Here is a 14,349-nt window from a genome sequence, read left to right on the forward strand (position 1 = left end):
TTCATCTTTCACGCGAAATAAATTCCCCACGCTTCGGAAACCGTGTATCGTGCGGCTTGCAGTCGATTCAAGCAGTGGTTGTTCTGGTGGTTGTCCAGCGTGTTCTACGAGAACGCGTGCCGGTCTGATTCCTCTGGATTACGTTTCTTGATCGTTCCTGCATTTTGGGGCACTACGCCCAGTCATTTTTTATATGGAACGCAAATGAGCACTCAAACCGGTACCGTCAAGTGGTTCAACGACGCCAAGGGCTTCGGCTTCATCACTCCGGAAAACGGTGGCGACGATCTGTTCGCGCACTTCTCTGAAATCCAAAGCAAGGGTTTCAAGAGCCTGGCCGAAAACCAGCGCGTCGAGTTCGAAGTCAAGACCGGCCCGAAGGGCCTGCAGGCGGCCAACATCCGCCCGCTGTAATCGATCCGGCGCCATCGGCGCCGATTGATTCGAATCAGAAACGCGGCCTTGCGCCGCGTTTTTTGCTTTTTCTCTGCGGCTTCTTGTGCCGCCTTCCGCCTGCCCGGCTCCCCCGCCGCTTCCATTCCGCTTCCCTCCCCGCGGCCACGAGCCGCTTTATTCGTTTGCTGCGCCGGAATCGCCGATAATCGCGACTTCGCAGCGCTGCTGCACATCGCCGCCTCCGCGGCCCGACCGCCATGACCGAATCCGCCCGTAACGAACCCGCCAGCCCCGAAGCTGCCCTGCGCTTCGCCGACCTCGACCTGCCCGCCCCTCTTCTGTCCGCACTGGCCGAAGTCGGCTACGAAACGCCGTCGCCGATCCAGGCCGCCTGCATCCCGCAATTGCTGGCCGGGCGCGACATTCTGGGCGAAGCCCAGACCGGCACCGGCAAGACGGCGGCCTTCGCCTTACCCATGCTGGCGCGCCTCGATCTGTCCGACACGCGGCCGCAAGTGCTGGTACTGACGCCCACGCGCGAGTTGGCCATCCAGGTCGCCGAAGCCTTCGCCAAATACGCCCACCACCTGAAGAACTTCCACGTGCTGCCGATCTATGGCGGCCAGAGCATGGTGGTGCAACTGCGCCAGTTGTCGCGCGGCGCCCAGGTCATCGTCGGCACGCCCGGCCGCGTCATGGACCACCTCGAGCGCGAAAGCCTGAAGCTCGACGCCTTGAAGGCGATCGTGCTCGACGAGGCCGACGAAATGCTGCGCATGGGTTTCATCGACGACGTCGAATGGATTCTCGAGCACACGCCGGCAGAGCGCCAAACCGCGCTGTTCTCGGCAACGATGCCGCACGCGATCCGCGACGTCGCCCGCCGCCATTTGCGCGAGCCGGAAGAAATCAGGATCCGCGCCGCCACCGCCACGGTGTCGAAGATCAGCCAGCGCTACTGGCTGGTTCGCGGCGTCGACAAACTCGACGCGCTGACCCGCATCCTCGACGCCGAAGAGAGCTTCGACGCCGCGATCGTCTTTGTGCGCACCAAGATCGCCACCGAGGAACTCGCCGACAAGCTCGCGGCTCGCGGCTATGCGGCGGCGGCGCTCAACGGCGACATGACCCAGGGCCTGCGCGAGCGCGTGATCGAGCAGTTGAAGACCGGCGCGCTCGACATCGTGATCGCCACCGACGTCGCCGCCCGCGGCATCGACGTGCCGCGCGTCAGCCACGTCATCAACTACGACATTCCCTACGATACTGAGGCCTATGTGCACCGGATCGGCCGGACAGGCCGTGCCGGCCGCGAAGGCGTCGCGATCCTCTTCGTCGCACCGCGCGAGACGCGCATGTTGAAGATGATCGAGCGTGCCACGCGCCAGCCGATCACGCCGATCGCCCTTCCGAGCAGCGAGGAAGTCACCAACCTGCGCGTGGCACAGTTCAAGCGCCAGGTGGTCGAGACCGTCGCCGAACAGGAGCTCGGCTTCTACATGGACGTGGTCAATAACCTTGCCGAGGAAAACGAACTCGACGTTCACGAGATCGCTGCCGCGCTTGCCTACCTCGCCCAGCGCGAACGTCCGCTGCAGATCGAGCAATCCGGCCGCGGCTGGGATCTGGCCACCGCCCAACCCGGCAGCGGCGGCCGCGCACCGCGCGAAGAGCACTTCACCACCGGCGCGCCACGGGAGCGCACGCCGCGCCCCAACCGCGACGAAATCCTCGCACGGCGCCGCTCGTTCGCCGACGGAGCGCTGGTACGCTATCGCATCGAGGTCGGTCGCAACCAGGGCGCCAGCCCGAAGGAAATCGTCGGCGCAATTGCGAACGAAGGCGGGATCGAGGGCAAGTTCATCGGCCAGATCCACCTGTTCGACGATTTCTCCACGGTGGAACTCCCCGCCAACCTGCCCGCCGATCTGATGGAAATCCTGAAGCGCACCCGGGTACGGCAGATGCAGTTGAACATCCGCGCGCTCTCGGCAGCGGAAGCCGCGGCAACCCCAGAACGCCGCCGCCCGCCGCGCGACGATGCGCGCGGCAGCGAACACCGCGACGGCGGCTGGCAGAAGAAGCCCGGATCGAAGCCCGCCGAGCCGAAATCTGGTTTCGATCGCCGCCCGGGCCGTCCGGATGGTGGCAGCAGCTACGGCGGCTGGGAACGCGACAGGCCGAAACCGGGCGGCAGCGCGCGCCGCGACGATCGTAGCGGCGCAACTGCGGGCAAGCCTTTTCCACGCTCGCCGGGCGCCTCTTACTCCGCCGGCAAGCCGCGCAAGCGCAGGGACGACTGAAGCCCCGCCCCCGGGCCGTGACCGGCCATGCCGGTCACGTTGCCATATCCGCTGACTGCTTCGCCCTTGCCAATGGCAAGAGGCGCGTGGAGAAACACTCAGGCGCGATCTGCGCCCTGCAGCCACCCCGGCTGGATCTGCACCGTATCCTGGCCGTTGGTCACCCAGACATGGCCATCCTGGATACTGAACTGCAGACGCATCGTGCGCTCGGCCAGTCTGGCCAGCTCGCTGCTCGATTCACGCGCCAATTCGATCACCTGCAGCGAGGACTGGCGTGCCAGCTTCTCCCGCACGCCGTTCCACCACACATCCAGCGCCCGGCCATAGGCCAGCACGACCACCTTGCCGGCACGGCCGCAGGCTTTGCGCACCCATTTTTCGTCGGGCTGGCCGACATCGATCCAACGCTCGATCGCGCCGGTAAGGTCCTTCTGCCACAGGTCCGGCTCATCATCGGCACATAGTCCCTTGCCGAAACCCAGCGCAGGATCCGCGAACAGCGCGAAGGCCAGCAGGCGCACCATCATGCGCTCGTCGGTTTCGGACGGATGGCGGGCAAGCGTCAGGCTGTAGTCGGCGTAGTGGCCGCGGTCCATGTCCGCGATCTGGATCTCCGCCTTGAAAATCGTTGCTTTCAGCGCCATCAGTGCACCTGCCCCTGCGAACGGCTGGCCTGCTGCCAGGCGATGACGGCACGTGCGGCATGCGCCATCACCCTGTCACGCTGCGCCTGTGGGAGTTCACGCGCCAATGCCCCGAACAGGGCCTGGGTCGCCTCCTGCCCCACGCCTTCGGAGGCAAGGCCGTCGGCAAGGCAGCGGATCTGGATGAATGCAAGCGCGTCGGCCACCAGCCGCCAGCCAATCACCGGCATCTCGCGGGTCATCAGGCCGAGCAGGCGCCCGCCGAGTTGGGAAGCCAGACGCAGGGCTTCGTCCCGATCCTGGGTGGCGATGGACGAGTGCCAGAGCGCGAGGTGAACACCCCGCCGCAGCTCGACCTTGAAGTCGATGGCGTTCTCCTCGGCCTGGCCGATGGCCTCGAACTGGCGCAGGAAACGCGCTTCGTCAGGCGCATCCAGCCCGGTTCGCAAGGCACCGATGAGTTCGGTCAGCCCCGGGATGGCAAGAAGGCCGAAAGCCTGGCTCCATGCCACGCCCCACTGATCCATGCCGGACAGCAGCAGCGCGCGGCGCAAGGCTCGAGCCTCGTCATCCGCGCCTGCACAGGCCCAGTCATCGAGTTCGCGGTGCAATTGCGCCACGCCCCGCAGGCGCGCTTCGTCGGCCTCGCCGACACTGAGGCGGAAGACGCGGGCAAAAGCCTCCTGCGCCATGTGCGCGGCCTGGCGCTGGGTCTGGCTGTCGGCATGGACAGCAAGCGGGTCGGGAGAGATCGCGGTATCGTGCGCGCTCATGGTGGCACCGTCGTCGGAAATGGGCGCCCATTGTGCACAGCGACACCGCTCGAATCAATGCGGGCCCGGTCATCGGGCCAGCGCGCCTCAGGCGCGTTCAGGCAATGCTGCGCGCCCACAGAGAGGCCGCCGCGGCGGCCTCCGGACGGGACTCCGCCCCTTCACGGAAGCCATGCAGCATGCGGCGCAAGGCCACGGCATCCTCATCGGTGAAGCCGCGCTTGAAATCGGTCAACAGCAGGCGCGAACGCGTCATCCAGTTGCCCGGCGCATCATCAAGCGCACACCATGCGGCATTGCGATGGTCCGCCTCATGCTGGGCGAGCCACAGCATGGCCTCACGCTCGCGCAGGCCATGCAGCTCCGCGCCATGCTTGGGCAGCATGTGCGGCGTGGCACCGACGATCCGGTGGCGGACATCCTCGGAGAAACGGGCAACCAGTTTCTGCATCGAGAACAGCATGCGCCAGTCCGAGGCGATCACGACGCGGGCCTCTTCGAACTCTCGCACCACTGCCTCGATCAGCGGCAGACAGCGAAAATCTTCGACCTCGCCCCACGGGTGGGTGACGCCGTCGAAATCCATGAAGATGTATGCGTTGTGTGTCATGTTGCACTCTCTATGCCGGTCAGGCGAACGACAGCGGTTCTGAAATGCTGCATTGCAGAATATACTCTAATCCAACAGATCGGCACCTGTCGCTTTCGTCACGAATTGTCGAAAGAATGTTGTCGCAACATGCGCTGACGGATGCGCACGCACCGCACAAAAACCCAACTGCGAGGACTACAGCATGGCCCCCATCATCAATCTGGAAGGCAAGGTCGGCCTGATCACCGGCATCGCCAACGAAAAATCCATTTCCACCGGCGTGGCCGAAGCCTGCGCCCAGGCCGGCGCCAAGCTGATCATCACCTACCAGAACGAAAAGACCCGCGCGTTCATCGAACCGGTGATCCACCGCCTCGGCGTCGAGGATGTGTTCCTGCTCGACGTCACCCAGCCCGAGACCATGGATACGGCCTTCGCGCAGATCGAGGCGCGCCATGGCAAGCTCGATTTCGCCGTGCACAGCATGGCTTTTGCCAAGCGCGACGATCTGCACGGCCGCGTGGTGGATACCTCGGCCGACGGCTTCGCGCTGGCGATGGACGTGTCGACCCACTCCTTCGTACGCCTAGCCAAGAAAGCCGAGCCTCTGCTCGAAAAGGCCGGCGGCGGCGCCCTGGTGACGATGACCTACCTCGGTTCCGAGAAGGTCATCCCCAACTACGGCGTGATGGGCCTGTGCAAGGCCGCGCTCGAGGCCGCCACGCGCTACATGGCGGCGGAGCTCGGCTCCAAGGGCATCCGCGTCAATGCCGTCTCGCCCGGCCCGCTGATGACGCGCGCCGCCTCTGGCATCGCCGGCTTCGACGGCCTGATGGCAGCCGCCGTCGAGCGCTCGCCGATGCACGCCCTCGTCACCCCCGAGGACATCGGCGCACTGACGGCCTTCCTCGTCTCCGATGCCGGCCGGCTGATCAGCGGTGGGGTGCATTTCGTGGATGCCGGGTATAACATCATGGCGTAAGCACGGAGCACGCACATGATCGATCTCGCCGCCGCCAGATCCCAGGTAGGCCGGGCCAGTATCCTGCTGCCGGACCCGGTTCCGGCGCATCCACTGCTCGACGGCAAGCAGGAAATCGGCCGCGGCGAGTATTCGATCGTGCTCGACAAGGGCGACGGCGAGCGGGTCTACAAGATCGTCAGCTCGCCGGCCGACTACTTTCTCTATACGGCGGACGACCGTCCGTGCGGCGAGCATTTTCCGGTCATCCATGCCGATCATGGCATCGTCGGACGTGCGCAGTCGGGCTACCCTCTGCACCTGATCGAAATGGAAAAACTCTACCCGCTGGCCGACGGCTCGCCGGCGGAAGAGCTCGCCCTGCGCCTCATCGACACCTACTGGTCGGCATGCCAGCAGTGGAGCAGGCTCGGCATGGACATGGGGCGAATCGCCCTGTACGACATGGCGATGAACCCCCTGGCCGCGAGCGACAACCTGCAGAAGGCGCTCAAGGCCTTGTCGGACTTCGTCGAGGACTACCAGGTCCTGCCCGACATCCTCAATGCCAACAACCTGATGATGCGAAAGGACGGCACGCTGGTGTTCTCGGACCCCGTCTTCATCGCCTGAAGTCCTGCCGGCACGGGGACGGACCGGCGCGATCCGCGTATCATGGCGCCCCAGCCAGCGCCGACGCGCATGGAGCACGGCCATGCCCCGACACGATCACGACACACATCCTGCCCAACCGCAACCAAGCACGATCGGCATTGCGCGGACGGGCAGTTTCGACGCCCCAGCTTTCGAACGCGCCATCGGCGACCTGCTGCGTGCCAGCGGCATCGATGCGGACTCCTCTCACACCGGCCGCACGGCGCAACGGGTGCGCGAACTGTGGCAGAAACGGCTGCTGGGCGGCTACGATCTGGACCCCGCCGAAGTCCTTGGCGACGGCTTCGCCGATGAGCGCCGCGACATGGTCGTGGTGCGCGGCATCGCCGTGCATGGCGTCTGCCCCCACCACCTCGTGCCCTTCCGCGGCGTCGCCCACGTCGCCTACATCCCGGGCGGGCGCCTGCACGGCTTCGGCCGCATCGCGCGTCTCGTGGATGCGATCGGCCATCGCTTCACCTATCAGGAGTGGATGACGCGCGACATCGCGGATGCGCTGATGCAGCACGGCAAGGCTGCCGGCGCAGCCTGCGTGATCGAAGCCGAACAGCTCTGCCTGCTGCTGGGCGAAGACAGGCGCGGGGATGAACGCGTGGTGACGCAGGCCTTCAGCGGTGAATTCGAGCGTTCCGCCCAGGCACGCAACGAATTCATGCGCGCGATCTCGGGCTGAAGCCGGCAGGCGCCGCCTTCAGAGCGGGCGCAGATCGCGGATACGATGCTGCGCGGTGTCGACCAGCACGACATCGCGCCCTTCGATGACCACCGCGCCACGATAGCGGTCGTCCCCCGACAATGAGTACTCGAAGTCGAAGCCACGGCGAAACACCACATGGCCCAGATCGTCGCGGGCGAGCCGGAGCCCATGCCCGACGACGGTTTCGTCGAGAAACTGCAGGCCCTCGCGCTGACAGGCGCGCCGCGCCGCTTCCAGCCCGGCCTCGCGCGCCTTGAGGCTGTCGAACCAGAACCAGACAATACCGCCCAGCCCCAGCACCGCGATCAGTTCGACGAAAGTCATGTGGCACCTGCCCCGGATCAGGGCAGCATCATGCCACGGATCATGAAGAACAGCATTGCCGCCATCAGCGCCGAAGCCGGCACCGTGACCACCCACGCCGCCGCGATGCGCATCAGCTGCGAGCGCTTCACCAGTTCGCGGCGATACACCTTGCGCAGCCCCTTGCGCTCGACCTTCGAGAAATGCGCCGGGTCCTCGGCCTTTTTCGCGCGCTCCTTCAGGTCGCGCAGCATCTCCCCCTTCTCCTCGATCGAGGCTTTCTCGAAACGGGCGACGAAAGCCTCGATCGCGGCGAGATCCCCTTCGGGGTGATGCGCCTTGATCTCGGCCAGCATGCGGTCGTAGTTGCTCTTCAGGTATTCGCGCAGGAAGCCCACCCCGAGCACACCCCCGACCGCGATATGCGTCGAGCTGACGGGCAGGCCGAACTGGCTCGCCACGATCACGGTCAGCGTGGCCGCCATGGCGATGCAATACGCCCTCATCTGATCGAGCTCGGTGATCTCGGAGCCCACGGTGCGAATCAGCTTGGGGCCGAACAGCGCAAGCCCGAGCGCGATGCCGAGCGCCCCCACCATCATCACCCAGGTCGGGATGAGCGCCGACTTGTGCACCATGCCGTCACTGGTGATGACGTCGACGATCGCGGCAAGCGGCCCGACCGCATTCGACACGTCGTTGGAACCATGCGCAAAACTCAGCAGCGCCGCCGCGGAGATCAGCGGCACGGTGAACAGGCGATTGACGCTCTGCTTGGTATTCGCAAGCTGAGCGCCGCGCGCATTCATCGAACGCCTGGTCAGCATGAATACCGGGATCGCGATCAACGCCCCGTAGATTGCCGCCGCCCCGAAACCGACCGTCCAGACGCGGCTCAGGCCCTTCAGGATCAGGTAGGTACCGAAGGTCCACGCCATCAACCCGACCAGCATCGGCACCGTCTTGCGCGCGGCGGCGGCCATGTCGGGCTGGTAGGTGATGCTGCGCTTGACCAGGTACAGGAAAGCGGCAGCGAAGATGCCGCCCAACACCGGAGAAACGATCCAGCTGGCGACGATGCCCGTCATCGTCGACCAATCGACAATGCGCGTGCCTTCCGCGGCAATGCCGGCGCCGAGCACGGCACCGACGATCGAGTGCGTCGTCGACACCGGCGCACCGACCGCAGTGGCGATATTCAGCCACAGCGCCCCCGCGAGCAGCGCCGCCAGCATGATCCACACGAAAGTATCGGCGTCCGAGATGAGATCGGGATCGATGATGCCGCTGCGGATGGTGCCGACCACCTCGCCGCCGGCGATGAGCGCGCCCGCCGCCTCGAAGATGGCGGCGATGACCAATGCGCCTGCCAGGGTCATCGCCTTGGAACCGACCGCGGGACCGACATTGTTGGCAACGTCGTTGGCCCCGATGTTCATTGCCATGTAGCCGCCCACCATGGCGGCCATGACGAGGATCAGGCTGCCCTCACCGCCGCCGCCACGCACGGCGGCATAGAACATGACCCCGACGATGAAGAGGAGACCGATGCCGAGGCGGAGCACTTCCCCCCGGCCCCGGTGCGTTGCACGTTCGATCTCGCTGATGTGCTGCAGGTCCACGTCGAGTGTTCCGGAATTTGGAAAGGCGCTATTGTTTCAGAAAATTGACAAGCCCCCAAATTCGTATGCTGCGCTGCACATCGGGTTGCGCACTGCAGCGGAACAGCAATCCCGGACCGGCTACAGGCGGTCATACTTGTCCGCCCGGCCACGGGCCAGATCGGCCGGATAGCGTTCAGCGTTGATCGCCATCTTGCGCTGCGCGGCCTCGGCGAGATCCACCTCCAGCACGTCGGCCAGGCGGACGAGATAGAGCAGGACATCCGCCAGTTCCAGCGCCACCGCGTCGCGCACCTCGGGGCTCAGCGCGGCGGACTGCTCGGCCGTCAGCCACTGGAAATGCTCGATCACCTCGCCGGCCTCGCCAGCAAGCGCCATTGCAAGGTTCTTCGGCGTATGGAAGCCGCCCCAGTCACGTTCGGCCGCGAAACGGCGCAGATGATCGCGCAGGACCACGAGCGAATCCGGCTTCATTCGATGCGATGCTCCAGGTCGAAGCCGGCCCCGTCATCGGTGCCGAGCACCTCCACCAGCCACGGCAGCACAGCTTCCAGGCGCTCGGGAAGCACCCAGGGCGGGTTGACGATGAACATGCCGCTGCCGAACATGCCAAAGCCGTCGCGCGGCGGCCGGCGCACGGCCAGGCGCACGTCGAGCCAGCTTTCGGCGCCCAGGTCCGCAAGCCGCGCCGGCAGGCTACGCGCTTCCGGGCGCGCAAGCATGGGATACCACACCGCATAGGTCCCGGTCGGAAAACGCCGAATCGCATCCTTCAGGCAATCGACGACATGGCGGTAGTCATCCTTGACCTCGTACGGCGGATCGATCAGCACCACGGCACGGCGCGACGGCGGCGGCAGCAGCCCCTTCAGCGCGCCGAAGCCGTCCGCCTTGCGGCACTGCACGCGCTCGGATTCGGTGGCGAAAGTACGCACGAGTGACTCGAAATCGGCCGGATGAAGCTCGAACAAGCGCAGGCGGTCCTGGGGCCGGGCCTGCGTCATCGCCAGCGCAGGCGAACCCGGATAGAACAGCAGCCGCCCATGTGGGTTGAACTGGGCGAGCGCCGCACGGTAGGCCGCCAGCGGCTCTGGCAATTCCGTCCGATCCCAGATGCGCGCAGCGCCGGACGCGTACTCGGCAGTCTTGCCGGCCTGCTCGCTATCGAGCGCATAACAGCCGCTCCCCGCGTGGGTATCGATGTAATGCCAGGGCTTGTCCTTGCGGTTGAAGTACGACAGCAGCTCGAGCAGGACGGTATGTTTCAGGACGTCGGCATGATTGCCGGCATGGAAGGCGTGGCGGTAGCTGAGCATGAAGGATATCCGGTTGCGGCACGCATGCTAGCACCGCCCTCGGCAAACCGCTAAACCCAACGGCGAATTCCCCGCCAGATCAGCGACATCGCCGCCTCCAAATGGGTTTGCCCGTGGTTTGCAGGGCATGTCGCACTTGCTATGATGCGCCCCCCAAGCACCGGCGCGCGCCGGCAGGCAGAGACAGCGAGAACACACATGAGCATCTACGCCCTGGGCGATCGCACGCCCCGTTTCGGCGAAGGATCCTGGGTCGCCCACAACGCGACGGTCATCGGCGCGGTAAACGCCGGCCGCGACGTCAGCATCTGGTACAACGTCGTCATCCGCGGCGACAACGATCCGATCACGATCGGCGACGGCAGCAACATCCAGGACGGTTCGGTGCTGCACACCGACACCGGCGTCCCATTGACCATCGGCGCGGGCGTAACCATCGGCCACATGGCGATGCTTCATGGCTGTTCGATCGGCGACGGCAGCCTCATCGGCATCAATGCGGTGATCCTGAACAAAGCGGTGATCGGCAAGAATTGCATCATCGGTGCCAACGCGCTGATCCCCGAAGGCAAGGCCATCCCCGACCGCTCGCTGGTCGTCGGCTCGCCCGGCCGGGTGATCCGCCAATTGTCGGACGCCGAGATCGAGCACCTGAAGTGGAACGCCGGCCACTACGTCGAGAATGCGCGCCTCTACGAAACCGAACTGCGGGCGATCGATCCCGCAACGGTACTCGACAAGCCGTCTCCCTGATCATCGGTGCCGACAAGTAATCCCCGCTTACAGCCCACCGAACCGCGGGCGCGCGAATTGCGGTATATCTGGCGTCCTTTCGAACACGGTCCGGCACTTCCGGGCCGTGCCGCAAACCTGCTCCGGGAGTTCGTCCATGTCGATTCGCCTCTGGCCCTGCATCGCCCTCAGCACCGCCCTCGCCTCGCCCCTCGCGACGTTCCCTGCCCTTGCTGCCGCGCCACAGAACAGCGACACGCAGCAGACGATCGAGTTTTCCGCCAATGCCAGCCAGGCCGCGCCGAACGATCTCGGCGTCGCAACGCTGTATGCCGAGAGCAACGGCAAGAATGCCGCCGCGCTGTCGAAGGAAATCAACCAGCGTATCGGCAAGGCGCTCGACCTTGCACGCGGCTTTGCCAGCGTGAAGGCCCAATCGGGCGGAGTATCGACCTGGCCGGTCTATACGAAAAACGGCCAGGGCCGCATCGACTCGTGGCGCATGCGCTCGGAAATCCGCATCGAGAGCCAGGATCTCGGCGCCTTGTCGGAACTGATCGGCAAGCTGCAATCGGATCTGGCGCTGTCCGGGGTCGCGATGCAGCCTTCGCCGGAAACCCGGCGCAAGATCGTCGACGAAGCCACAGTGAGCGCAATCCAGGCTTTCGACCAGCGCGCGGCACTGATCGCAAAAACGCTGGGCAAGCGCTACCGCATCGTGAACATGTCGATCGGCGATAGCGGCTTCCATCCGCCCATGAAAGTCCGCATGCAGGCGGCGCCCGCGATGATGGCCGATTCCGCCTATGCTCCAGCGCCGCTCGAAGGCGGAGAAAGCGAGCTGGCGGTCAACATCAGTGGCCGCATCGAACTGCTCGACTGAACATCGCCGGCAAAAGCGCGTCGCAATCCAGCCACGAAAGAGGGTCGCAGGCCCTCCGCCGGGCTGGACTCGCCGCACATGCTGAACTATGTTTGCACGCATGACGAAATCGCCGACCCCCAGCATGCGCATGGCCGCCCGTACGGCCAACGGCCGCATGCCGCTGCGGCGCCAATGCGGCGCACTCGCCATCGCCGCATTGGCGGCCGCCATTCTCGCCGGCTGCGGCTCGACGCCGGCACCCCGCTCCCCGGCCGACACGCCGCCGGGCCAGGCACGCAGCAGCACCCCGTATTTCGCTCTCGACGATGAGGCCCATGCACGCGAGATGGTGTTGTTCGCCCTCGGCCTGCTCGACACCGGCTACCGCTTCGGCGGGCGCAATCCCGAAGCAGGCCTGGACTGCAGCGGCATGGTGGCGTGGATCGTGGAGAACATCAGCGGCAAGCGCCTGCCGCACAATGCCGCGCAGATCGCCGACCGCACGCGCCCGATAAAAGTCAGCCAGCTCCAGCCCGGCGACCTGGTGTTCTTCAATACCCTCAAGCGCCGCCACTCGCACATGGGTATCTACATCGGCGAGGGGCGCTTCGTCCATGCGCCGTCCAGCCGTGGCAGCGTCCGCGTGGAGCGGCTGGACAACCGCTACTTCGCGCCGCGCATCGACGGCGCGAGAACGCTGGTCGCATCGAACTGAGATCCGGCGGGGGCCGATACGGCGCCCCCAATCGCATCGTTTTCGTCCTGGCACGCACGGCGGAATGTGTCCGGCGCCGTTCGGACGGGCGCCGAAACACGGCTTACTTCTGCGGCACCTGCACGTAGATTTCTTCCGGCCGCGTCAGGCCGAGCTCGAAACGCGCCCGTTCCTCGATCGCTTCGTTGCCCGACTTGAGATCGCGCACCTCGGCGTCCAGGCCGGCGTTGCGTTGCTCGAGCCGCAGGTTCTCCGCGCGCTGCGCCTGCAGCAGGCGGTCGACCTCCCACACCCGCAGCCAGCCGCCCTTCCCCAGCCAGAGCGGGTACTGCAGCACGACGACGAGGGCGAGAAGAATCAGGATGGGCCAACGCATGATCGGAAAACGGTCTGTGCATGCACGACAAAGGCCGGCGGATCGTCCGCCGGCCTTGCACGTGTCTCAGGTCGGATCGGAACCCGGCTCAGCGCAGGTTGTAGAACGCACGCTTGCCCGGATAGAAGGCCGTGTCACCCAGGTCTTCCTCGATGCGCAGCAGCTGGTTGTACTTGGAGATGCGGTCCGAGCGCGACAGCGAGCCGGTCTTGATCTGCATCGCGCGCAGGCCGACGGCGATGTCGGCGATGGTCGAATCGTCGGTCTCGCCCGAACGATGCGAGATCACCGCGGTGTAGCCGGCCAGCTTGGCCATCTCGACGGCGGCGAAGGTTTCGGTCAGGGTGCCGATCTGGTTGATCTTGATCAGGATCGAGTTGGCCACGCCCTGCTCGATGCCCTGCTCCAGGATCCTGGTGTTGGTCACGAACAAGTCGTCGCCCACCAGTTGCACCTTGTTGCCCAGGCGCTCGGTCAGCAGCTTCCAGCCCGCCCAGTCGCCCTCGGCCATCGCGTCCTCGATCGACACGATCGGGAACTTGTCGCACAGGGTCGCGAGGTAGTCGGTGAAGCCTTCGGCACTCAGCGACAGGCCTTCGCCCTTCAGTTCGTACTTGCCGTCCTTGTAGAACTCGGAAGCGGCGCAGTCCAGCGCCAGCAGCACGTCCTGGCCGGGCACGTAGCCGGCGGCGATGATGGCCTCCTGGATCAGGTTGAGCGCTTCTTCGGTGCCCGACACGTTGGGAGCGAAGCCGCCTTCGTCGCCGACAGTAGTGGGGTAACCCTTGGCATCGACGATCTTCTTCAGGTGATGGAAGATCTCCGCGCCGCAGCGCAGGGCCTCGCGGAAGCTCGTCATGCTGACCGGCATGATCATGCATTCCTGGATGTCCAGGCTGTTGTTGGCGTGCTCGCCGCCGTTGATGACATTCATCATCGGCACCGGCATCACCATCGGGCTGGAACCGCCGAAATAGCGGTACAGCGGCAGGCCGGCTTCCTCGGCAGCGGCCTTGGCCACCGCCATCGACACCGCCAGCATCGCGTTGGCGCCCAGGCGCGACTTGTTCTCGGTGCCGTCGAGCTCGATCAGCGTGCGGTCGATGAAGGCCTGGTCTTCGGCGTCGAGGCCGATGATGGCTTCGGCGATCTCGGTGTTCACGTTCTCCACCGCGCGCAGCACGCCCTTGCCGAGGAAGCGCGACTTGTCGCCGTCACGCAACTCGATCGCCTCGCGCGAACCGGTCGAGGCGCCCGAAGGCACGGCGGCACGGCCCATCACGCCGGACTCCAGCAGCACGTCGGCCTCGACGGTGGGGTTGCCGCGGGAATCGAGAATCTCGCGGGCGATCACATCAACGATTGCACTCATATGT

General features: G+C 65.5%; 17 protein-coding genes. 8 read left to right on the forward strand and 9 right to left on the reverse strand.

The window, feature by feature from the left end:
• Nucleotides 1–204 precede the first annotated feature (204 nt).
• Nucleotides 205–414, forward strand: a complete 210-nt coding sequence (gene cspE, locus C666_RS01385; protein WP_004260632.1) for a transcription antiterminator/RNA stability regulator CspE — start codon at nucleotides 205–207, stop codon at nucleotides 412–414.
• 239 nt (nucleotides 415–653) lie between these two features.
• Entirely contained in the window at nucleotides 654–2,699 is a 2,046-nt protein-coding gene (locus tag C666_RS01390; protein WP_004332782.1) for a DEAD/DEAH box helicase, read from the forward strand.
• A 98-nt stretch (nucleotides 2,700–2,797) separates the two neighbouring features.
• Here C666_RS01390 and C666_RS01395 read toward each other — a convergent pair whose 3' ends face one another.
• The 3 genes from C666_RS01395 to C666_RS01405 all read right to left on the reverse strand — a co-directional run bounded on the left by C666_RS01395 (nucleotide 2,798) and on the right by C666_RS01405 (nucleotide 4,729).
• Nucleotides 2,798–3,346, reverse strand: a complete 549-nt coding sequence (locus tag C666_RS01395) for a YaeQ family protein (RefSeq protein ID WP_004332784.1) — start codon at nucleotides 3,344–3,346, stop codon at nucleotides 2,798–2,800.
• Nucleotides 3,346–4,119 carry a hypothetical protein gene (locus C666_RS01400; protein WP_004332786.1) on the reverse strand — a complete coding sequence of 258 codons (774 nt, stop codon included), beginning with the start codon at nucleotides 4,117–4,119 and terminating at the stop codon, nucleotides 3,346–3,348. Before C666_RS01400 ends, C666_RS01395 begins: the two co-directional genes overlap by 1 nt.
• Nucleotides 4,120–4,216: 97 nt before the next feature.
• Nucleotides 4,217–4,729: an HAD domain-containing protein gene (locus C666_RS01405; RefSeq protein ID WP_004332787.1), complete on the reverse strand. Its 513-nt coding sequence runs from the start codon at nucleotides 4,727–4,729 to the stop codon at nucleotides 4,217–4,219.
• A 184-nt stretch (nucleotides 4,730–4,913) separates the two neighbouring features.
• Here C666_RS01405 and fabI point away from each other — a divergent pair, with 184 nt between their 5' ends.
• From fabI to folE, 3 genes are all read left to right on the forward strand, one after another.
• On the forward strand, nucleotides 4,914–5,693 hold the full coding sequence (fabI, locus tag C666_RS01410; protein WP_004332789.1) for an enoyl-ACP reductase FabI: 780 nt from the start codon (nucleotides 4,914–4,916) through the stop codon (nucleotides 5,691–5,693).
• A 15-nt stretch (nucleotides 5,694–5,708) separates the two neighbouring features.
• Nucleotides 5,709–6,305: a hypothetical protein gene (locus tag C666_RS01415; RefSeq protein WP_004332792.1), complete on the forward strand. Its 597-nt coding sequence runs from the start codon at nucleotides 5,709–5,711 to the stop codon at nucleotides 6,303–6,305.
• 82 nt (nucleotides 6,306–6,387) lie between these two features.
• On the forward strand, nucleotides 6,388–7,020 hold the full coding sequence (gene folE, locus C666_RS01420; protein WP_004332794.1) for a GTP cyclohydrolase I FolE: 633 nt from the start codon (nucleotides 6,388–6,390) through the stop codon (nucleotides 7,018–7,020).
• Nucleotides 7,021–7,038: 18 nt separating this feature from the next.
• On the opposite strand, the gene C666_RS01425 is transcribed toward folE, so the two are convergent.
• The 4 genes from C666_RS01425 to C666_RS01440 all read right to left on the reverse strand — a co-directional run bounded on the left by C666_RS01425 (nucleotide 7,039) and on the right by C666_RS01440 (nucleotide 10,285).
• Entirely contained in the window at nucleotides 7,039–7,368 is a 330-nt protein-coding gene (locus C666_RS01425; RefSeq protein ID WP_004332797.1) for a DUF3301 domain-containing protein, read from the reverse strand.
• 17 nt (nucleotides 7,369–7,385) lie between these two features.
• Nucleotides 7,386–8,969, reverse strand: a complete 1,584-nt coding sequence (locus tag C666_RS01430; protein ID WP_004332799.1) for an inorganic phosphate transporter — start codon at nucleotides 8,967–8,969, stop codon at nucleotides 7,386–7,388.
• Nucleotides 8,970–9,089: 120 nt separating this feature from the next.
• A complete protein-coding gene (locus C666_RS01435) occupies nucleotides 9,090–9,443 on the reverse strand; it encodes a nucleotide pyrophosphohydrolase (RefSeq protein ID WP_004332801.1) in 354 nt (117 codons plus the stop codon).
• Nucleotides 9,440–10,285: a 23S rRNA (adenine(2030)-N(6))-methyltransferase RlmJ gene (locus C666_RS01440; protein ID WP_004332803.1), complete on the reverse strand. Its 846-nt coding sequence runs from the start codon at nucleotides 10,283–10,285 to the stop codon at nucleotides 9,440–9,442. The genes C666_RS01435 and C666_RS01440 overlap by 4 nt, the downstream gene beginning before the upstream one ends.
• Before the next feature lie 198 nt (nucleotides 10,286–10,483).
• Here C666_RS01440 and C666_RS01445 point away from each other — a divergent pair, with 198 nt between their 5' ends.
• The 3 genes from C666_RS01445 to C666_RS01455 all read left to right on the forward strand — a co-directional run bounded on the left by C666_RS01445 (nucleotide 10,484) and on the right by C666_RS01455 (nucleotide 12,597).
• A complete protein-coding gene (locus C666_RS01445; RefSeq protein ID WP_004332805.1) occupies nucleotides 10,484–11,038 on the forward strand; it encodes a gamma carbonic anhydrase family protein in 555 nt (184 codons plus the stop codon).
• A gap of 136 nt (nucleotides 11,039–11,174) precedes the next feature.
• Complete coding sequence (locus C666_RS01450; RefSeq protein WP_004332806.1) at nucleotides 11,175–11,900, forward strand: SIMPL domain-containing protein; 726 nt, start codon at nucleotides 11,175–11,177, stop codon at nucleotides 11,898–11,900.
• 124 nt (nucleotides 11,901–12,024) lie between these two features.
• Nucleotides 12,025–12,597 (forward strand): C40 family peptidase, encoded by a 573-nt coding sequence (locus tag C666_RS01455; protein WP_004332808.1) that lies wholly within the window; start codon nucleotides 12,025–12,027, stop codon nucleotides 12,595–12,597.
• A 103-nt stretch (nucleotides 12,598–12,700) separates the two neighbouring features.
• Here the strand turns inward: C666_RS01455 and ftsB are convergent, their stop codons facing one another.
• On the reverse strand, nucleotides 12,701–12,973 hold the full coding sequence (gene ftsB, locus C666_RS01460; protein ID WP_004332810.1) for a cell division protein FtsB: 273 nt from the start codon (nucleotides 12,971–12,973) through the stop codon (nucleotides 12,701–12,703).
• Between the two features lie 88 nt (nucleotides 12,974–13,061).
• Entirely contained in the window at nucleotides 13,062–14,345 is a 1,284-nt protein-coding gene (gene eno / locus C666_RS01465; RefSeq protein ID WP_004332811.1) for a phosphopyruvate hydratase, read from the reverse strand.
• Nucleotides 14,346–14,349 lie beyond the last annotated feature (4 nt).

This window comes from Thauera linaloolentis 47Lol = DSM 12138 (genome assembly GCF_000310205.1).
Lineage (GTDB): Bacteria > Pseudomonadota > Gammaproteobacteria > Burkholderiales > Rhodocyclaceae > Thauera > Thauera linaloolentis.

What these genes read in the sequence shown, in the direction of transcription:
- C666_RS01405 (WP_004332787.1), bottom strand. Translation starts at nt 4,729, where the DNA reads ATGACACACAACGCATACATCTTCATGGATTTCGACGGCGTCACCCAC.
- ftsB (WP_004332810.1), bottom strand. Translation starts at nt 12,973, where the DNA reads ATGCGTTGGCCCATCCTGATTCTTCTCGCCCTCGTCGTCGTGCTGCAG.
- C666_RS01450 (WP_004332806.1), top strand. Translation starts at nt 11,175, where the DNA reads ATGTCGATTCGCCTCTGGCCCTGCATCGCCCTCAGCACCGCCCTCGCC.
- C666_RS01455 (WP_004332808.1), top strand. Translation starts at nt 12,025, where the DNA reads ATGCGCATGGCCGCCCGTACGGCCAACGGCCGCATGCCGCTGCGGCGC.
- C666_RS01400 (WP_004332786.1), bottom strand. Translation starts at nt 4,119, where the DNA reads ATGAGCGCGCACGATACCGCGATCTCTCCCGACCCGCTTGCTGTCCAT.
- C666_RS01390 (WP_004332782.1), top strand. Translation starts at nt 654, where the DNA reads ATGACCGAATCCGCCCGTAACGAACCCGCCAGCCCCGAAGCTGCCCTG.
- C666_RS01425 (WP_004332797.1), bottom strand. Translation starts at nt 7,368, where the DNA reads ATGACTTTCGTCGAACTGATCGCGGTGCTGGGGCTGGGCGGTATTGTC.
- cspE (WP_004260632.1), top strand. Translation starts at nt 205, where the DNA reads ATGAGCACTCAAACCGGTACCGTCAAGTGGTTCAACGACGCCAAGGGC.
- C666_RS01445 (WP_004332805.1), top strand. Translation starts at nt 10,484, where the DNA reads ATGAGCATCTACGCCCTGGGCGATCGCACGCCCCGTTTCGGCGAAGGA.
- folE (WP_004332794.1), top strand. Translation starts at nt 6,388, where the DNA reads ATGCCCCGACACGATCACGACACACATCCTGCCCAACCGCAACCAAGC.
- eno (WP_004332811.1), bottom strand. Translation starts at nt 14,345, where the DNA reads ATGAGTGCAATCGTTGATGTGATCGCCCGCGAGATTCTCGATTCCCGC.
- C666_RS01440 (WP_004332803.1), bottom strand. Translation starts at nt 10,285, where the DNA reads ATGCTCAGCTACCGCCACGCCTTCCATGCCGGCAATCATGCCGACGTC.
- fabI (WP_004332789.1), top strand. Translation starts at nt 4,914, where the DNA reads ATGGCCCCCATCATCAATCTGGAAGGCAAGGTCGGCCTGATCACCGGC.
- C666_RS01415 (WP_004332792.1), top strand. Translation starts at nt 5,709, where the DNA reads ATGATCGATCTCGCCGCCGCCAGATCCCAGGTAGGCCGGGCCAGTATC.
- C666_RS01435 (WP_004332801.1), bottom strand. Translation starts at nt 9,443, where the DNA reads ATGAAGCCGGATTCGCTCGTGGTCCTGCGCGATCATCTGCGCCGTTTC.
- C666_RS01395 (WP_004332784.1), bottom strand. Translation starts at nt 3,346, where the DNA reads ATGGCGCTGAAAGCAACGATTTTCAAGGCGGAGATCCAGATCGCGGAC.